Genomic DNA, 18,103 nt, shown 5'->3' with positions numbered 1-18,103 from the left:
AGATGAGATTTCCCTTTGAGCAATCAAGAAAGACCCCTCAGAGACGATGAGGTAGATAGGTCATGGGTGGAAGCACGGCGACGTGTGGAGCTGAATGATACTAATCGGTCGAGGCTTTGATCTAGAAACGGTTTGAACTTGATGAGTCTTCAGTTTTCAGGGAACAATCCCTTGTCTGGTGGCGATAGCGAAGCGGCCACACCCGTTCCCATGCCGAACACGGAAGTTAAGCGCTTCAGCGCCGAAAGTAGTTGGGGGTCTCCCCCTGTGAGGATAGGACGTCGCCAGGCAAACGGTGGTTCTGGAGCATTCGCTCAAGGGCCGCCGCTTTTTTGTATTTTGTATCGTGACTCAAATGAAGGAGAGGAATAACAGATGGCCAAGAAAATCAAAGTATACGTCGAGCCAAACGAGACAGTCGGTGAGTGTTTAGACCGAATCGCTCAAATGGGGTATCGCCCGGTACGAAGGATTGAAAAGCCTGTCTTTGAAAAAACGGGAACCAAAGACGAACCTGTTCATTCTCATCAATCAATCTTATTTGAGTGCGTCGCTCTCAAACCATAATGCCAAACCGTCACGAATGCGTGGCGGTTTTTTTGTTTTTGTAAAAACATCGTAAAGACGAACGATAAATATTCAGACAATTAAATTGTTCGCTGTTTGTTGACATGTTTTCAAAGAACAAGGTACGATAGGCTTGTGAGTTAAGAAAATCAAATATTGCTCCATATAATCGCAAGGAAATGGCTTGCAAGTTTCTACCTGATCACCGATTCTGATCAGACTATGGGGTATAGCCGACATTTTTTTGTCATGGCCTATACCCTAAACTGTTTAATCAGTTTAGGGATTTCTTTATTTAAGGGGGACGTTGATGTGAAGGCAACAGTAGGTGTGATCATGGGAAGTTCTTCTGACTGGGAGACGATGAAGCATGCGTGCGACGCGCTAGAAGAGTTAGACATTCCATACGAAAAACAAGTCGTCTCCGCGCATCGAACGCCGGACTTGATGTTCCAATACGCCGAAGCGGCTCGGGAACGAGGGATACACGTCATCATCGCCGGTGCAGGCGGGGCGGCCCACCTTCCGGGTATGGTAGCAGCGAAGACGACGCTTCCGGTCATCGGAGTCCCGATTCAATCGAAAGCACTGAACGGACTTGATTCGTTACTGTCAATCGTTCAGATGCCAGCAGGTGTTCCTGTCGCAACGGTCGCCATCGGAAAAGCCGGAGCGACAAACGCCGGACTGTTTGCCGCTCAAATTCTCAGTCTTCAATTCCCTGAAGTCATCGATCGTCTAGAAACGTATCGTCAACAAAAACGAGACATGGCGCTGCGCGGAACGGAGGAACTCGTCTAATGAGAATCGGGATATTAGGCGGAGGACAGTTAGGGCGGATGATGTCACTCAGTGCGAGCGCAATGGGTTACGAGACGCTCAGTCTCGACCCGAACCCGACGGCTCCGGCAGCACAAGTCGCACCGAGTATCGTCGCCGGGTTCGACGACATCTCAGCGGCAAAAGAACTAGCAGGCCGTTCGGACATCGTCACGTACGAATTTGAAAATATCGACTCAGCGATGATTGAGGCGATTGCCGATAAATGTCCGCAAGGGATGGACGTGTTAACAGCGACGCAGCATCGTCTGTTCGAAAAACAGATGATCGAGGCGGCCGGATTGCATGTCGCACCTTACGTGCCGGTCCGATCGGTACGGGACGTTTACCGGGCCGAAGATTTGCTAGGACTCCCATTGGTAATCAAAACATGCCGCTTCGGTTATGACGGGAAAGGGCAAACCGTGCTCCGGACATCACAGGACGTACGCGCGTTCATAGAACAGTTCAATGAAGATGAATATGTCGCCGAGGCGTGGTTGCCATTCCGAAAAGAAATCTCGGTCATCGTGACGAGAGGCGCACATGAGACGACAACATTCCCAATCAGTGAAAACATCCATCAAAATAACATCTTACATTTATCGATCGTTCCGGCCCGGCTCGACATGGACATTCTAGAAGATGCGCGCCATTTAGCACTTCAGCTCGCTGACCATGTTGGATTGATCGGTACGCTAGCCGTCGAACTATTCGTGATGGAAGACGGCGAGCTATACGTGAATGAGCTCGCGCCACGTCCTCACAATTCAGGACACTATACGCTTGATGCATGCGAGACGTCACAGTTCGAACAACACATCCGCGCGATTACAGGCATGTCACTCGGACGGACGACACAGTACACACCGGTCGTCATGGTCAATCTGCTCGGCGAACATATGGATAAAGTGAACCCACAAACGTTACCATCGAATGTTAAACTACATCTGTATGGAAAAGAAGAAGCGAAACCCGGACGGAAAATGGGGCACTTGAACGTGCTCGGCAGTACCGTCGAGGACGCGCTTCACACCATCGAACAACTGGCAATTTGGAAGGAGACCGTTTTATGATTTCACGTTACACCCGTCCCGAGATGGCGGCGATTTGGACAGATGAGAACAAGTTTGATGCATGGCTCAAAGTAGAGCTTTATGCTTGCGAGGCGTGGAGCGAACTAGGCGTCATCCCGAAAGAGGACGTCAACGTATTATGGGACAAGGCATCATTCGATGTCGAGCGTATCCTTGAGATCGAGCAGGAGACGCGCCATGACGTCATCGCCTTCACACGGGCCGTCTCAGAGACGCTCGGAGACGAGAAGAAATGGGTCCATTACGGTCTCACGTCGACTGATGTCGTCGATACGGCGCTATCGTACTTGATCAAACAAGCGAATGACATCCTTGAAGCCGATATCGATCGCTTCATCGACATCCTCGCCGAGAAAGCGAAAGCCCACAAATATGACATCATGATGGGTCGTACACACGGAGTCCACGCAGAACCGACGACGTTCGGTTTGAAACTCGCACTCTGGTACGAAGAGATGAAGCGAAACAAGAAACGGTTCATGGCCGCACGCGAGACGATCGAGTTTGGAAAAATGAGCGGCGCCGTCGGAACGTTCGCAAACATCGACCCGTTCATCGAGTCGTATGTGTGTGACAAGTTAGGGATTCAAGCAGCCCCGATCTCGACACAGACGTTACAGCGTGACCGCCACGCCGAGTACATGTCGACGCTTGCTTTGATCGCCACATCCATCGAGAAAATGGCGACCGAGATCCGCGGCCTTCAAAAGACAGAGACACGTGAGGTCGAAGAGTTTTTCGCCAAAGGCCAAAAAGGTTCGTCGGCGATGCCACATAAACGTAACCCGATCGGTTCGGAGAACATGACGGGACTCGCCCGCGTGATTCGCGGTCACATGGTGACGGCATATGAGAACGTCCCGCTTTGGCACGAACGCGATATCTCGCACTCGTCAGCGGAACGGATCATCCTCCCGGACGCGACCGGCCTTCTGAACTACATGCTCAACCGCTTCGGCAACATCGTGAAGAACTTGACGGTGTTCCCGGAGAACATGCGCCGCAACATGGACCGGACGTTCGGCATCATCTTCTCGCAACGCATCCTGCTCGCCTTGATCGAGAAAGGCTGGTCACGTGAAGCCGCTTATGACGCGGTCCAACCGAAAGCGATGCAAGCGTGGGAAGAAGAGACAATGTTCCGGACGTTGATCGAACAAGATGCCGAGATGGGCGCACTCTTCACGAGTGACGAGCTCGATGACTTGTTCGACCCAAGCCATCACGTACGTCGTGTCGATACAATCTTTGAACGCTGTGGTTTGTGATCGTTGAGGGGCGCTATGCCCCTCTCACTTTAAAGGGGGACGATACAGATGGAAGCAATCTACGAAGGTAAGGCGAAAGCGTTATACGAGACAGAAGAACAAGGTGTGCTCCGTGTCTACTATAAAGATGACGCGACGGCATTCAACGGAGAGAAAAAAGAATCGATCGCAGGGAAAGGCGTGTTGAACAACGCCATCACGACGCGTTTGTTCGAGCTCATGCACGACAACAAGATTCCGACCCACTTCATCAAGAAACTGTCAGACCGCGAGCAGCTCGTACGCCGCGTCGACATCATCCCGCTCGAAGTCGTCGTACGCAACGTCGCCGCAGGGAGTCTCGCTAAACGGCTCGGCTGGGAAGAAGGGACGCCGCTGTTGTCGCCGATCGTCGAGTTCTACTATAAAGATGACGCACTCGGAGATCCGCTTTTAACAGAGGACCATATCCGTTTACTGCAAGTCGCCACACACAAAGAAGTCGAAACATTGCGACAACTTGGGTTGTGGGTGAATGATGTCTTGCTCGACTTCTTCGACGGACACGGTATCGATTTGATCGACTTTAAACTTGAGTTCGGTAAACTCGATGACACGATCATACTCGCCGATGAGATTTCGCCCGACACGTGTCGCCTGTGGGATAAAGAGACGAAACAAAAGCTCGACAAAGACGTGTTCCGCAGAGACCTCGGATCACTGACAGAGACGTACGGCCAATTGTTAACACGCATAGGGGGAACTGACCAATGAAAAAAGTAAACGTGTACGTGACATTACGTGAAAGTGTACTTGACCCACAAGGCGTCGCCGTCAAAGGCGGACTCGAGCATCTCGGCTTCGCAGGCGTCGAATCGGTACGGATCGGTAAAGTCATCGAACTTCAAGTCGCAGACGAGACGACCGAGGCGATGGTCCGTGACATGTGCGAGAAATTGCTCGTCAATACGGTCATCGAGAACTATCGGATCGAGATGGGGGTACTCGCATGAGGTTCGCAGTCATCGTCTTCCCGGGATCAAACTGTGACCTCGACATGTATCATGCGGTCAAAGACGTGCTCGGGGAGGAAGCGGAATATGTATTCCACACGGAGACGTCACTTGTCGGTTTTGATGGTGTGCTGTTACCAGGCGGGTTCTCATACGGGGACTACTTGCGTTGCGGCGCGATCGCCCAGTTCTCACCGATCATGAGTGAGGTGAAGCGATTCGCTGAAGAGGGACGTCCGGTACTCGGCGTCTGCAACGGGTTCCAAGTGCTCGTCGAGGCAGGACTCCTACCAGGCGTATTGATGCGCAACCGTGATTTGAAGTTCATGTGCAAGACGGTCGAACTGAAAGTCGAGACGAACGAGACGATGTTTACGAGCGATTATGCGGTGGGCGAGACGATTCGCGTCCCAATCGCACATGGAGAAGGCAACTACTACTGTGACGAAGAAACACTTGAGACACTGCGAACGAATGGCCAGATCGCTTTCACCTACACAGACAACCCGAACGGATCGGTCGCGAACATCGCGGGCATCACGAACGCACAAGGAAACGTGCTCGGCATGATGCCGCACCCGGAACGAGCGGTCGAGGCGATGCTCGGCGGAGAAGACGGCAAACGGTTATTCACTTCGATTGTAAAATGGGGGACACGACATGTTACTTACAACTGAACCGACAGCGACGCACATCCGTGAACAAAGACTGTATGCCACAATGGGGCTCACTGACGACGAATACGCACTCGTCGTCTCGCTCTTAGGCCGTGACCCGAACTACACCGAGATCGGTTTATTCTCGGTCATGTGGTCTGAACACTGTTCGTACAAAAACTCGAAGCCAGTGCTCCGTAAATTCCCGACGACCGGAAAACACGTCCTTCAAGGACCCGGTGAAGGAGCTGGAATCGTCGATATCGGCGATGGTCAGGCGGTCGCCTTCAAAATCGAGAGCCATAACCACCCGTCGGCCATCGAGCCGTATCAAGGTGCGGCGACAGGTGTCGGCGGGATCATCCGCGACATCTTCTCGATGGGCGCACGTCCGGTCGCACTCCTCAACTCGCTCCGCTTCGGAGATTTGAACGAATCACGTGTGAAACATCTCTTCGGCCACGTCGTCTCCGGCATCGCCGGCTACGGCAACTGTGTCGGCATCCCAACGGTCGGCGGAGAAGTCGCGTTCGACCCGGCCTACGCCGGCAACCCGCTCGTCAACGCGATGTGTGTCGGTCTCATCCGCCACGAAGACATTCAAAAAGGGATCGCCGAGGGGGTCGGCAACTCGGTCATGTACGTCGGGGCGACAACGGGACGCGACGGCATTCACGGCGCCACGTTCGCCTCTGAAGAGCTCGGCGAAGACGCCGATGAGAAACGTCCGGCCGTCCAAGTCGGCGACCCGTTCATGGAGAAGTTGTTGATCGAGGCGTGTCTTGAAGTCATCAAACATCCGGCCCTCGTCGGCATTCAAGACATGGGTGCGGCCGGTCTGACGTCGTCTTCGGCTGAGATGGCATCGAAAGCGGGCATGGGTATCGAGATGAACCTCGACCTCGTCCCACAACGTGAGGCGGATATGACGCCTTACGAGATGATGTTGTCCGAGTCACAAGAACGGATGCTCCTCGTCGTCAAGGCAGGACACGAAGATGAGATCGAAGCGATCGTCACGAAGTGGGGACTTCATGCGATCAAGATCGGCGAAGTCATCGAACAGAAAGTGCTCCGTCTCGTCCATCACGGCGAAGTAGCCGCTGAAGTGCCGGTCGACGCGCTCGCGGAAGATGCGCCAGTCTACCATAAACCGTCAAAAGTTCCAGCATACTACGAGGCGTTCCAAGCGATGGCGCCGGTTCAACCGGTCGTCACAGACGTGCTCGCGACGTGGAAAGATGTCCTCGCGATGCCGACGATTGCTTCGAAACGCTGGGTGTACGAGCAATACGACCATATGGTCCAAACGTCGACCGTCGTCGCACCAGGTAGCGACGCGGCCGTCATCCGAATCCGTGACACGGACAAGTCGCTCGCGATGACGACCGACTGTAACGCGAAGTATGTCTACCTCGACCCGCGCGTCGGCGGTGCCATCGCAGTCGCTGAAGCGGCGCGCAACATCATCGCGAGCGGTGCCGAGCCACTTGCGCTCACCGATTGCCTGAACTTTGGGAGTCCGGACAAACCGGAAGGGTTCTGGCAGCTCGACCAAGCCGTCGAAGGTATGGCCGAGGCGTGTTTAGCACTCGACACACCGGTCATCGGCGGGAACGTCTCGCTTTATAACGAGTCGAACGGAACGGCGATCTACCCGACACCGGTCGTCGGCATGGTCGGTTTGATCACGAAACCGGAACATATCACGACGTCACACGCCAAGACAGCGGGAGATGTCATCTTCCTTCTCGGCGATACGAAGCCTGAATTTGGCGGCAGTGCGCTACAAATGTTGCAAGACGGAAAAGTGAGCGGACAAGCACCGACGCTCGACCTCGAGATCGAGAGCCGTCACCAGCAATCTCTGCTCACGGCAATTCGTCAAGGACTCGTCACGGCAGCTCACGACGTCTCAGAAGGTGGCTTAGCAGCGGCACTTCCTGAGCTCGTGTTCGGAACGGGGCTCGGTGCAGACGTCAGCGTCGACACGGATCTCGTGACGACACTGTTCAGCGAGTCACAGTCGCGCTTCCTCGTCACGGTCGCGCCAATTCACGCGGACACGTTCGCCAAACTGACGAACGCGACACGAATCGGTCAAGTGACCGAAGCGGCGCAACTGACGGTCCGCTCGAGCGATCGGTTAATTGAAATGGACGTCACTGAACTTGAACGTGTATGGGAAGGAGCTATTCCATGTTATATGACATCCGAGGCATGAACGAGGAGTGTGGGGTGTTCGGGGTGTTCAATCACCACGAAGCGTCACACCTCGCCTACTACGGACTGCACAGCCTGCAACACCGAGGTCAGGAAGGGACGGGCATCGTCACGGCTGACGGCGAGCGCCTGCACGCGAAACGCGGGCTCGGTCTCGTCGCCGAAGTGTTCGACGAACCGTCGCTCGATGCCCTCACGGGACATCACGCCATCGGTCACGTCCGTTATTCGACCGCGGGCGGCAACACGCTTGAGAACGTCCAACCGCTCCATTTCAAATCGCTCACCGGGGACCTTGCGATGGCGCATAACGGCAACCTCGTCAACGCCAACGAGTTGAAGCATATGCTCGAGGCGGAAGGGGCGATCTTTCAGACGACGTCTGACACGGAAGTCGTCGCCCACTTAATCAAACGGAGCCGCGGCAACTCGTTGAAAGAGCGGATCTCGGACAGCTTGGCGCGTCTCGTCGGCGCGTTCGCGTTTCTTTTCTTGACGGAAGACGCGCTCTACGTCGGCGTCGATGTCCATGGTTTGCGTCCACTCTCGCTCGGAAAGACTGAAGACGGGGCGTTCGTGTTCGCTTCAGAGACGTGCGCGTTCGACGTCGTGGGGGCGACGTACGTACGTGACGTCGAACCGGGCGAACTGTTGATGATCACGAAAGACGGGATCGTCTCAGAACGTTACAGTGAAGCAGCGGTCCGGGCGATGTGTTCAATGGAATACATCTACTTCTCGCGGCCAGACTCGATCATCGACGGGATCAACGTGCATACGGCCCGTAAGGCGATGGGGAAAAAGATGTTCAACGAGGCACCGGTCGAGGCGGATGTCGTGACCGGTGTCCCGGACTCGAGCATCTCGGCAGCCATCGGGTACGCCGAGGCGAGCGGGATCCCGTACGAGATGGGTCTCATCAAAAACCGTTACGTCGGGCGGACGTTCATCCAGCCGTCACAAGAATTGCGTGAGCGCGGCGTCAAGATGAAGCTGTCGGCGCTACGTGGGGTTGTCAACGGCAAGCGTGTCATCATGGTCGATGATTCGATCGTCCGGGGCACGACGAGCCGTCGCATCGTCAAGTTGCTGCGGGAAGCAGGGGCAACCGAGGTACATGTGCGCATCACGTCACCACCGATCAAACATCCGTGCTATTACGGTATCGATACATCATCAAAGGACGAGTTGATCGCGGCCATCAAATCGATCGAAGAGATTAAACAAGAGATCGGGGCCGACTCATTAGCGTTCCTCACATTAGACGGTACGGTCGAAGCGATCGGCCGACCGTTCGAAGGAAACTTGCGCGGGCAGTGTGCCGCTTGCTTCACCGGACTTTATCCAACTGAACTGGCGGAACTTGTGACAGAGACAAAAGCTTGAGGGGGACTGACGATGAGTTTAAGATATGAACAAGCGGGTGTGAATTTAGAGGCAGGTTATGAAGCGGTGTCACGCATGAAGCGTCACGTCGCACGGACGATGCGTCCAGAAGTGATGACCGGACTTGGCAGTTTCGGGGCGATGATCGATCTCGGCTCGATGCAATTGAAACATCCAATCCTCGTGAGCGGGACGGACGGGGTCGGCACGAAGCTAAAACTCGCGTTCGCGCTCGACCAACATGATACGATTGGAATCGATTGCGTGGCGATGTGCGTCAACGACTGTCTCGTCCACGGAGCCGAACCGCTCTACTTCTTAGACTATATCGCGACTGGAAAAGCGGAACCGGCGAAGCTCGAACGCATCGTCGCGGGTGTGGCCGAAGGCTGCGTCCAAGCAGGGTGTGCCCTCGTCGGCGGCGAGACGGCCGAGATGCCGGGCATGTATCCGGACGGGGAGTACGATATCGCCGGGTTTGCCGTCGGTGTCGTCGAGAAAGAGTTACTCATCGACGGACGGACGATCGAAGCGGGGGACATCGTTCTAGGGTTAGCTTCGTCAGGTGTCCATTCGAACGGTTTCTCGCTCGTCCGTCACATCGTCGAGGCGCAAGGGCTCGAGTACACGGATGAAATCGCGATGCTCGATACGACGCTCGGGAACGCCTTATTGCTACCGACCCGCATCTATTCGGAAGCGGCGAAAGCGGCCATTTCGACCGGACTCGTCCAAGGGATGGCCCACATCACTGGTGGCGGTTTCTATGAGAACGTGCCGCGCATGCTGCCTGAAGGTCTTGGTGTCACGTTTGACGCATCAAGCTGGCCGAGCCTGCCGGTATTCGACTGGCTCGAACAAGTCGGCCACGTGTCGAAGCAAGAGATGTTCAACGTGTTCAATATGGGCATCGGCTTCATGATTACGGTACGTCCCGAAGACGTCGACACGGTACAAGCCGCGCTCGAACGGATCGGCGAGACGTCGCATCGGATCGGCAAAGTCGAAGCGAAACCAGGCGTCCGGATTATGGGGGTCGACCAGTGAAGCGGTTCGCTATCTTCGCCTCTGGATCTGGGAGCAACGCCGAAGCGATTTGGGAAGCGATTGAGCGCGGCGAGCTGAGCGGACAGTGTATGCTCCTCGTCACGGATAAGCCTGAGGCGAAAGTGCTCGAGCGGGCAGACCGTCATCATATCCAGACGTTCTCGTTCGAGCCGAAGGCGTATGCGTCGAAGTCAGAGTTTGAGTGGGAGCTGCTCGTTCTGTTAGAAGCGCTACACGTCGACTATATCGTCTTGGCGGGTTATATGCGTTTAATCGGGGATGTGCTGCTCGCGGCGTATCCGGGTCGGATCATCAATATCCATCCGTCGCTCTTGCCGGCCTTCCCAGGAAAAGATGCAATCGGTCAAGCGCTTGCCGCGAACGTGTCGACGAGCGGTGTCACCGTCCATTACGTCGACGCCGGGATGGACACGGGTCCAATCATCGCGCAACAAGAAGTCGACATCGCGGGATGTGACCGTATCGAGGCGGGCCACCGGATTCAAGCGATCGAACACCAACTCTATCCACGCGTATTACAACAAGTGTTGAACCAACAGGAGGTTTTCAAGTGAGAGCATTACTGAGTGTGTCAGATAAAACAGGTATCGTCGAACTCGCGCGCGTCTTGCACGAAGCGGGCATCGAACTCATCTCGACAGGTGGGACGGAAGCGGCACTCGTCGCGGCCGGACTGCCCGTGAAAAATATTTCGGAAGTGACATCGTTCCCCGAGATGCTCGACGGACGTGTCAAGACGCTGCATCCGCTCGTCCATGGCGGTCTGCTCGGACGCCGTGATTTAGATTCACACGTCGAACAGATGAAACATCACCACATTGAGCCGATCGACTACGTCGTCGTCAACTTGTATCCGTTCAAAGAGACGATCGCAAAAGAGAACGCGACGTATGAAGAGGCGATTGAAAACATCGATATCGGCGGCCCGAGCATGCTCCGTTCAGCCGCGAAAAACCATGCCAGCGTGACGGTCGTCGTCGACCCGGCCGACTACGGCAACGTTGCCGCAGAGATTCAGAATGGCGGTACGTCGTTTGAGACGCGGCAACGACTCGCTTTGAGGGCGTTCCGTCATACGGCGGCGTACGACGCCTTGATTGCCGACTATTTAGGTCAGCAAATCGGCGAAACGTTCCCAGAACAGCTGACGGTCACGTACGAAAAAGTCCAAGACCTTCGTTACGGGGAGAACCCGCACCAACAGGCGGCGTTCTATAAGACTCCGCTCTATGACGGCATGACGCTCGCCAACGCGGTGCAACTCCACGGCAAAGAACTCTCGTACAACAACATCCAAGATACGAACGCGGCGCTCGAGGCGCTCAGCGAGTTGACGGAACCGGCAGCGGTCGTCGTCAAACATATGAATCCATGCGGCGTCGCTGTCGGTCGGACGATCAGCCAAGCGTTCGCTCGCGCCCATGCGGCCGACCCGATCTCGATTTTCGGCGGTATCGTCGCCCTCAATCGTGAAGTCGACCTCGAGACGGCAGAAGCGCTCCGCAACATCTTCTTAGAGATCGTCATTGCCCCATCCTTTAGTGAGGCAGCACTTGACCGATTGAAAGAGAAAAAGAATTTACGTCTATTGACGCTTGAGATGGGGCAGATGACAGGCATGCGTCTGACGGCAGTCGCGGGCGGTCTCCTCGTCCAAGACGGCGACGACATGATACTCGACGATGCTTCGTGCCAAATCGTGACCGACCGTCGTCCGACGGCGGCCGAATGGGAAGACTTGAAGCTCGCGTGGCGTGTCGTCAAACACGTGAAATCAAACGCAATCGTCGTAGCGAAAGACGAGACGACGATCGGCATCGGTGCCGGACAGATGAACCGAGTCGGTGCGGCGAAAATCGCTTTCGAACAGGCAGGGGACCGTGCAGTCGGTGCCGCGCTTGGCAGCGACGCGTTCTTCCCGATGGGCGATACGGTCGAAGCTGCAGCTGCAGCCGGCATTACGGCCATCATCCAGCCAGGTGGTTCGATTCGGGACGACGAGTCGATTGAAGCGGCGAACCGTCACGGCATTACGATGGTGTTCACTTCAGTCCGACATTTCAAACATTGAGAGGAGCAAGAGGATGAACGTACTCGTCATTGGCCGCGGCGGCCGTGAACACGCGCTCGCGTGGAAGTTGAGACAAGACGGGCATGACGTATTCGTCGCCCCGGGTAACTTGAACATGGACGGTGTGACGTGTGTGCCGATTGAAGAGACGGACGTCACCGCACTCGTCCGCTTCGCAGAGACCGAAGACATCGATTGGACGATCGTCGGGCCTGAGTCAGCGCTCATGGCGGGTGTCGTCGATGCGTTCAACGCGAGCGGACGACGCATCTTTGGACCGACGAAAGCAGCGGCGTTGCTAGAAGGTAGCAAAGCGTTCGCTAAAGAAATCATGCGTGAAGCGAACATCCCTACAGCAGATTATGAGACGTTCACGGAAGCGGAAGCGGCGCTCGCTTATATTGAGTCAATCGGGGCACCGCTCGTCGTCAAAGCGGACGGTCTCGCAGCCGGTAAAGGGGTCACGGTCGCCTTATCGCTTGATGAGGCACGTGCGGCGATTCATGATATCTTCACGACCGACAAGTTCGGTGACCAGTCACGCGTCGTCATCGAAGAATTTTTGGACGGGGAAGAGTTTTCACTCATGGCGTTCGTCTCTGGTGAACACGTCATCCCGATGATCACGTCGCAAGACCATAAGCGCGCATTCGACGGGGACAAAGGACCGAACACGGGCGGGATGGGGGCGTATAGCCCGATGCCGCATTTAGAGGAAGCCGTTTACGTTGAGTCGGTGGAACGTGTGCTCGTCCCGCTCGCGCGGGAGATGGTGGAGCGGGGGACACCGTTCGAAGGATTCTTATATGCGGGTCTGATTCTGACGGAAAACGGACCGAAAGTGATCGAGTTCAACGCCCGGTTCGGTGACCCGGAAACGGAAGTCATCCTCCCGAACTTGGCGTCGCCGCTCCTTGACGTCATCGAGGCGGTCGTCGCTAAACGACCGTATGCGATTGAATGGCTTGACGGGTATACGATCGGTGTCGTCGTCGCAGCCGCCGGTTATCCGGAACGAGCGACGACGGGGCAAGTGCTCTCAGATTTTGAGCGCTTACCGAAAGACGTGCTCGTGTTTCATGCGGGGACGACGCGTGACGGTAGTCACATCATCGGGAACGGTGGGCGACTGTTCGTCATCACGTCGACGAAACCGACCTTGCTTGAAGCGAAGACGGCTGTTTACGCGGGACTAGAAATGCTCGATTTACCGCAGACATTCTATCGTCGAGACATCGGCGGACGGGCGCTTGCGCGGATTTTTTAAAGGATGGGTCAACCCATCCTTTTTTTCATGCGAAAAAAAGGGAATACCGGCTTCCTGCTCTACAATGGTGAAGTAGATTGAAGGAAGAAGGTGGTCGACGTGCGCATTCGGACGAAGCTGATGATTGCGGTTGCCGTGAATATACTTGTGTTTGTCAGTGTCATCTTTTTTGTGATTCGTCCCTACTTTATCGAGAAAAGCATGGAGCAAGACCGTCAAACGGTCGAGAGTCAAATTGCGAGTGTGACCGAGACGCTCGCGAATCGAAAAAGTACGCTTGAACGGACGCTCGTCGACTGGGCGGTTTGGAACGACACGTATGCGTTCATTCAAAATCAGAACGATTCTTACATAGCGAGCAATATAAGTGAGGAGTCGCTCGAAAACTTGAGTGTGCAAGCGATTGTGTACTTGAACCGTGAAGGTGAGGTCCACTATTCGACATTCCGTCAAGAAGACGCCCCGTTGTCTAAAGCGGATCGGCAAACGATCATCTCAGATATTACGAATCGGTTGAGCCCGGGCCTAGAAAAACAAGACGGTGTATATGACAGCGACTATGGACCGATCCTATACGCCAGTCACCCGATCTTACGGAGTGACACGAGCGGACCGGTTCAAGGGACGCTCGTCATGCTTGAATTTGTTGACGCGGATTTTTTGGCAGACTTAAGCGCCCAAACGAAAATTCCGCTGACGATGCAGCCTGTCCAACATAGTGAGACGAAGATGACGCTCAAAAATGATGGGACCGAGGTCGTCGTGCCACTCGATACCGTCTTTCAAACGGCAGACTTTGAAGTCGGCTTTATCGTCGAACCGACCCATTACCAGAACACGATCTCGATGCTGAGGCTCGGGATGTTGTCGTTGCTTGCTTTAGCGTTAGGTCTGTTCTTGTCGCTTCTATGGACGATTCATCATGTCGTGATTCGGCGAGTGATGGAAATCGTCGATGAGTTGAAACACATCACGGTCGAGCGCGATAGCCGGCTCCGTCTGCGTCGAGATCAACATAGCCGAGACGAGATCGAACAGATGGCGACGAGCATGAACGAAGTGCTCTCGGCACTCGAAGATACGCGGGCAGAAGTGCTCGATCGCGCGTTTCGCGATGCGTTGACGTTGCTGCCGAACCGGCTCGCCCTCGAAGACTATTTTTCGACCGTGAGGGGGGGCCATGAACGGATCGGTGTGATCGGTTTGGACTTAGACGACTTCCGACGTATCAACGACCAGTTCGGTCACCGTACCGGTGATGCCGTCTTGATTTATATCGCGTCGCGTCTGAATTTCTATAAAGAAGCCGGATTTGCGGCCCGGCTCGGTGCGGATGAGTTCATTTTCTTGCACCCGAATTGGACACTCGAAGAATTGAAGCCGATTGCGCGACGACTGACGAAAGATTTGAAAAACTGGTCCGACGTGAACGGTGTCAAAGGAATGACGGCGACAATCGGTCTCGATGTATTCGCCTGTCGCGAGTCGCATCATACGTACGAAGTCATGATGGGACGTCTCGACGTCGTCATCCATGAGGCCAAACTGTCTGGGAAAAATCGGATCCTGTCGTTCCAAGACATCGAGGATGGAAGTCACTATCTCCAGACGCTCGAGATGGAGCGTGACTTACGCTACGCGCTTGAACATGATGAGTTCGAGCTATACTACCAGCCGATCGTGTCCCCGCGCCCGTTCGCTGTCCGCGGGGTCGAGGCGCTCATTCGCTGGAACCATCCGGGTAAAGGACAAATTTCACCTGGGCTGTTTATCCCGATTGCGGAGCAACTGGGACTCATCTCGGATATCGGGCGCTGGGTACTCAGGCAGTCCATGTTGGAGATGAAAGAGCACGCAGCCCGCCATCACTTGTTCTTGTCGATCAACGTCTCGAAGCGTCAAATTGCGGACGGTTCGTTCCTTCAGGAGTTAGAGGATGTGTTGCACGAAACAGGGTTTGACCCGCTCCTGCTCCATGTCGAGATTACGGAAAGCGAGGTCGGGGGTAACTTGTATGAGCTGCAACAGTTCATCCGTTCGCTCAAAGCGATCGGCGTCAAGATCTCACTCGACGACTTCGGTGTCGGCACATCGTCGCTGTCGTTCTTGCAATCGCTGCAACTCGACATCATCAAGATCGATCAAAACTTCGTCAAAGGGATTCCTGAGAACACGTTCGACCGGGCCCTCCTTGAAGGACTTTACCAGACGTTCCATACGCTCGGGCTCGACATCGTAACCGAAGGGGTCGAACGTCCGGAACAGCTCGCGTTCGTGCTCGAGCATAGCGGTTCATTGATTCAAGGCTACCATTACAGCAAGCCGGTTCCGCTCGCGCAACTGGAGCATTATTTGAAGAAAACGGCAACGATGTACGATTGGTGAAGGCGCCTCTGTGAAGAGGCGTCTTTATTATGTGAATTTCGTGTGAATTCCGTTACAATTGGCAACATAGCTTGCAGGTGTTTCATAGAAAAGGTAAACTTGAAACAAATGAAAGAAAACGCTTACAATATTATTTTTTGATACTATTGAAGCGATTAAGGGAGGACTGGGTTCGATGCCTTTAAAACGATCGGCGCGGGCACCGTGGTCAAAAGCGATGATTCGCTCACAACTTGAAGTCGTGGATCAATTGCGACCACCTTCGCTCGTATTGACAAACGCCACATACTTAAACGTGTACGTGAAACAGTGGAAACAGGCCAACATATGGATTGAAAACGACCGCATCGTTTACGTCGGACCAGACGTGCCGGATTCGGCCGTCGAGACGGTCGACATGACCGGGAAATATATCGTACCAGGTTACATCGAGCCGCACGCGCATCCGTTCCAACTTTATAATCCGGCGACGCTGTCGAAGTATGCAGGCGAGCGGGGTACGACGACGCTCGTGAACGATAACATGCTTCTTTTTTTACAAGACAAGGAGCAAGCGTTTGCGCAACTCGAGGCGATTCAACAGCTCCCGACGAGCACGTATTGGTGGGCTCGGCTCGACACGCAAACCGAGCTCGACCGCGACAGCGTCCTCGTCGACTCGGAGCGCGTCCACGCGTGGTTCAATCATCCTGACGTCGTCATGGCCGGAGAATTGACGGCTTGGCCGCGTACGTTAAAAGGTGACGATGAGATGCTCCAATGGATGCTCGACGCGGAGACGTGCGGTCTCCCGGTCGAAGGACATTTCCCAGGCGCGTCCGCGAAGACGTTGACGAAGATGGCGTTGATGGGTGTTCACAGCGACCATGAGGCGATGACGGCGAACGAGGCGTTATGCCGACTCGAACATGGTTATACGACGACGCTCCGTCATTCGTCGATCCGTCCCGATTTGCCGGGCATGATTCGCGGGTTATTGGGCGCAGGTCTCGAAGCGTACGACCACTTGATGGTGACGACGGACGGTTCGACCCCTGGGTTTTATCAAGACGGCCTTCAGGACGCGCTCGTGAAGATTATGATCGAGGCGGGTCTGCCTGCCATCGAGGCGTATCGGATCGTGTCGCTCAACGTGGCGCGGCATTTCGGACTCGATCACGTCCTCGGCTCGATTGCGCCGGGACGGATCGCCCACCTGAACATCCTCGATGCGATCGATGAGCCGCGTCCGTCGGCCGTCATCGCTAAAGGCCAATGGATCTACCGGGACGGGGCCTCGTTCTTCCCGAACGAACTCATCGAGGCGGCGCTCGCGCTCATGCCGGCGACCGACGTCACGATCGACTTGACGCCAAACGATTTATCGTTCAGCATGCCGGTCGGTCTCGATATGGTCAACTCGGTCATCATGAAGCTGTTTAAAATCACACACGACACCGGTCAAGACGAACTGCCGCGCGACTGCGACGAATCGTTCTTGATGCTGTTAGATAAAGAAGGAAAATGGCGGCTCAATACGGTGCTGAAAGGGTTCGCCAACGATTTCGGCGGTCTTGTCAGCTCGTATTCGATCAGCGGCGACTACTTGATCCTCGGGAAGTGTAAACAAGACATGTTGATGGCGTTCGAACGGATGAGAGAGCTCGGCGGCGGAATCGTCCTCGTCGACAGAGGGGAAATCATCGCGGAGATCCCGTTACCGCTTTGCGGGATGACTTCGACAGAGCCGCTCGAACAATTGATTGTCCAAGAACAACGGTTGCGTGCCGAGCTGATTGCCCGCGGCTATCACTTCGAGGACCCGGTCTATACGTTGCTGTTCCTGGCGTCGACCCACTTGCCTTACGTCCGGGCGACACCGCTCGGTATATACGAAGTTATGAAAAAACAAATACTATTTCCGGCAATTTTACGATGAACAGTTGAGTCCGAGCCGGTCGTGCTTTAGAATGATAAAGAAGTACGATGAGAGAGGATGCTTGCGGATGCAACTCGATAAATTACGAGGACGAGAGCTCGATCAGCTTTTTGAAGCGATTTTGAAGCTCGACACACTCGAAGACTGTTATCAACTATTCGAAGATTTAGCGACCGTGAACGAAGTGCAGGCGTTGTCCCAACGGTTAGAAGTGGCACGCCAAATTCGTGAAGGCAGCACGTATCATAAAATTGAAGAAGCGACAGGTGCTTCGACGGCCACGATTTCCCGCGTCAAGCGTTGCTTGAATTATGGGTCAGGTGGCTATGATCTTGCCCTTGAACGTCTACAACAATCAGAAGGTGACTCGTAAGAGTCATCTTGTT

At 54.7% G+C, this 18,103-nt stretch carries 16 protein-coding genes, 2 rRNA genes and 1 riboswitch; all 18 genes read left to right on the top strand.

Going from position 1 to position 18,103, the window contains the following annotated elements; all coding sequences use genetic code 11:
• Positions 1 to 124 (top strand): 23S ribosomal RNA (locus tag EVJ21_RS13305); the annotation flags it as partial.
• A gap of 50 nt (positions 125 to 174) precedes the next feature.
• Positions 175 to 290 (top strand): 5S ribosomal RNA (rrf, locus tag EVJ21_RS13300).
• Between the two features lie 85 nt (positions 291 to 375).
• Positions 376 to 567: an NETI motif-containing protein gene (locus EVJ21_RS13295; protein WP_034809046.1), complete on the top strand. Its 192-nt coding sequence runs from the start codon at positions 376 to 378 to the stop codon at positions 565 to 567.
• A gap of 141 nt (positions 568 to 708) precedes the next feature.
• Positions 709 to 810, top strand: a riboswitch (purine riboswitch).
• 69 nt (positions 811 to 879) lie between these two features.
• On the top strand, positions 880 to 1,368 hold the full coding sequence (gene purE, locus EVJ21_RS13290; protein ID WP_131441206.1) for a 5-(carboxyamino)imidazole ribonucleotide mutase: 489 nt from the start codon (positions 880 to 882) through the stop codon (positions 1,366 to 1,368).
• A complete protein-coding gene (gene purK, locus EVJ21_RS13285; RefSeq protein WP_070328799.1) occupies positions 1,368 to 2,462 on the top strand; it encodes a 5-(carboxyamino)imidazole ribonucleotide synthase in 1,095 nt (364 codons plus the stop codon). Before purE ends, purK begins: the two co-directional genes overlap by 1 nt.
• A complete protein-coding gene (purB, locus tag EVJ21_RS13280; RefSeq protein ID WP_070328800.1) occupies positions 2,459 to 3,751 on the top strand; it encodes an adenylosuccinate lyase in 1,293 nt (430 codons plus the stop codon). Before purK ends, purB begins: the two co-directional genes overlap by 4 nt.
• 48 nt (positions 3,752 to 3,799) lie before the next feature.
• Complete coding sequence (purC, locus tag EVJ21_RS13275; protein WP_131465790.1) at positions 3,800 to 4,504, top strand: phosphoribosylaminoimidazolesuccinocarboxamide synthase; 705 nt, start codon at positions 3,800 to 3,802, stop codon at positions 4,502 to 4,504.
• Positions 4,501 to 4,743: a phosphoribosylformylglycinamidine synthase subunit PurS gene (gene purS, locus EVJ21_RS13270; RefSeq protein ID WP_016509255.1), complete on the top strand. Its 243-nt coding sequence runs from the start codon at positions 4,501 to 4,503 to the stop codon at positions 4,741 to 4,743. Before purC ends, purS begins: the two co-directional genes overlap by 4 nt.
• Positions 4,740 to 5,420, top strand: a complete 681-nt coding sequence (purQ, locus tag EVJ21_RS13265) for a phosphoribosylformylglycinamidine synthase subunit PurQ (RefSeq protein WP_131490672.1) — start codon at positions 4,740 to 4,742, stop codon at positions 5,418 to 5,420. Before purS ends, purQ begins: the two co-directional genes overlap by 4 nt.
• Positions 5,404 to 7,623 (top strand): phosphoribosylformylglycinamidine synthase subunit PurL, encoded by a 2,220-nt coding sequence (purL, locus tag EVJ21_RS13260; protein ID WP_131490671.1) that lies wholly within the window; start codon positions 5,404 to 5,406, stop codon positions 7,621 to 7,623. Before purQ ends, purL begins: the two co-directional genes overlap by 17 nt.
• Positions 7,599 to 9,008, top strand: a complete 1,410-nt coding sequence (gene purF, locus EVJ21_RS13255) for an amidophosphoribosyltransferase (protein WP_131444204.1) — start codon at positions 7,599 to 7,601, stop codon at positions 9,006 to 9,008. The genes purL and purF overlap by 25 nt, the downstream gene beginning before the upstream one ends.
• A 12-nt stretch (positions 9,009 to 9,020) precedes the next feature.
• Positions 9,021 to 10,055: a phosphoribosylformylglycinamidine cyclo-ligase gene (gene purM, locus EVJ21_RS13250; protein ID WP_070328805.1), complete on the top strand. Its 1,035-nt coding sequence runs from the start codon at positions 9,021 to 9,023 to the stop codon at positions 10,053 to 10,055.
• Positions 10,052 to 10,630 (top strand): phosphoribosylglycinamide formyltransferase, encoded by a 579-nt coding sequence (purN, locus tag EVJ21_RS13245; RefSeq protein ID WP_131490670.1) that lies wholly within the window; start codon positions 10,052 to 10,054, stop codon positions 10,628 to 10,630. Before purM ends, purN begins: the two co-directional genes overlap by 4 nt.
• Entirely contained in the window at positions 10,627 to 12,147 is a 1,521-nt protein-coding gene (purH, locus tag EVJ21_RS13240) for a bifunctional phosphoribosylaminoimidazolecarboxamide formyltransferase/IMP cyclohydrolase (protein WP_131465786.1), read from the top strand. The genes purN and purH overlap by 4 nt, the downstream gene beginning before the upstream one ends.
• A 13-nt stretch (positions 12,148 to 12,160) precedes the next feature.
• The gene (purD, locus tag EVJ21_RS13235; RefSeq protein WP_131490669.1) at positions 12,161 to 13,414 is read left to right on the top strand and encodes a phosphoribosylamine--glycine ligase; all 1,254 of its coding nucleotides are present in this window, start codon (positions 12,161 to 12,163) and stop codon (positions 13,412 to 13,414) included.
• A 99-nt stretch (positions 13,415 to 13,513) separates the two neighbouring features.
• Positions 13,514 to 15,799, top strand: a complete 2,286-nt coding sequence (locus EVJ21_RS13230; RefSeq protein ID WP_236636595.1) for a bifunctional diguanylate cyclase/phosphodiesterase — start codon at positions 13,514 to 13,516, stop codon at positions 15,797 to 15,799.
• 175 nt (positions 15,800 to 15,974) lie between these two features.
• Complete coding sequence (locus tag EVJ21_RS13225; RefSeq protein ID WP_131490667.1) at positions 15,975 to 17,717, top strand: adenine deaminase C-terminal domain-containing protein; 1,743 nt, start codon at positions 15,975 to 15,977, stop codon at positions 17,715 to 17,717.
• Between the two features lie 67 nt (positions 17,718 to 17,784).
• On the top strand, positions 17,785 to 18,090 hold the full coding sequence (locus EVJ21_RS13220; RefSeq protein ID WP_016509246.1) for a YerC/YecD family TrpR-related protein: 306 nt from the start codon (positions 17,785 to 17,787) through the stop codon (positions 18,088 to 18,090).
• Positions 18,091 to 18,103 lie beyond the last annotated feature (13 nt).

The sequence above is a fragment of the Exiguobacterium sp. SH0S2 genome, assembly GCF_004337185.1.
Classification (GTDB): domain Bacteria; phylum Bacillota; class Bacilli; order Exiguobacteriales; family Exiguobacteriaceae; genus Exiguobacterium; species Exiguobacterium aurantiacum_A.
This window is presented reverse-complemented; position numbering and strand designations above follow the sequence as displayed.

Bases quoted from the DNA above. Each gene is read 5' to 3' on its own strand.
- EVJ21_RS13225 (WP_131490667.1), top strand. From the start codon at position 15,975: ATGCCTTTAAAACGATCGGCGCGGGCACCGTGGTCAAAAGCGATGATT.
- purC (WP_131465790.1), top strand. From the start codon at position 3,800: ATGGAAGCAATCTACGAAGGTAAGGCGAAAGCGTTATACGAGACAGAA.
- purS (WP_016509255.1), top strand. From the start codon at position 4,501: ATGAAAAAAGTAAACGTGTACGTGACATTACGTGAAAGTGTACTTGAC.
- purK (WP_070328799.1), top strand. From the start codon at position 1,368: ATGAGAATCGGGATATTAGGCGGAGGACAGTTAGGGCGGATGATGTCA.
- purQ (WP_131490672.1), top strand. From the start codon at position 4,740: ATGAGGTTCGCAGTCATCGTCTTCCCGGGATCAAACTGTGACCTCGAC.
- purL (WP_131490671.1), top strand. From the start codon at position 5,404: ATGTTACTTACAACTGAACCGACAGCGACGCACATCCGTGAACAAAGA.
- EVJ21_RS13295 (WP_034809046.1), top strand. From the start codon at position 376: ATGGCCAAGAAAATCAAAGTATACGTCGAGCCAAACGAGACAGTCGGT.
- EVJ21_RS13220 (WP_016509246.1), top strand. From the start codon at position 17,785: ATGCAACTCGATAAATTACGAGGACGAGAGCTCGATCAGCTTTTTGAA.
- purB (WP_070328800.1), top strand. From the start codon at position 2,459: ATGATTTCACGTTACACCCGTCCCGAGATGGCGGCGATTTGGACAGAT.
- purM (WP_070328805.1), top strand. From the start codon at position 9,021: ATGAGTTTAAGATATGAACAAGCGGGTGTGAATTTAGAGGCAGGTTAT.
- purF (WP_131444204.1), top strand. From the start codon at position 7,599: ATGTTATATGACATCCGAGGCATGAACGAGGAGTGTGGGGTGTTCGGG.
- purD (WP_131490669.1), top strand. From the start codon at position 12,161: ATGAACGTACTCGTCATTGGCCGCGGCGGCCGTGAACACGCGCTCGCG.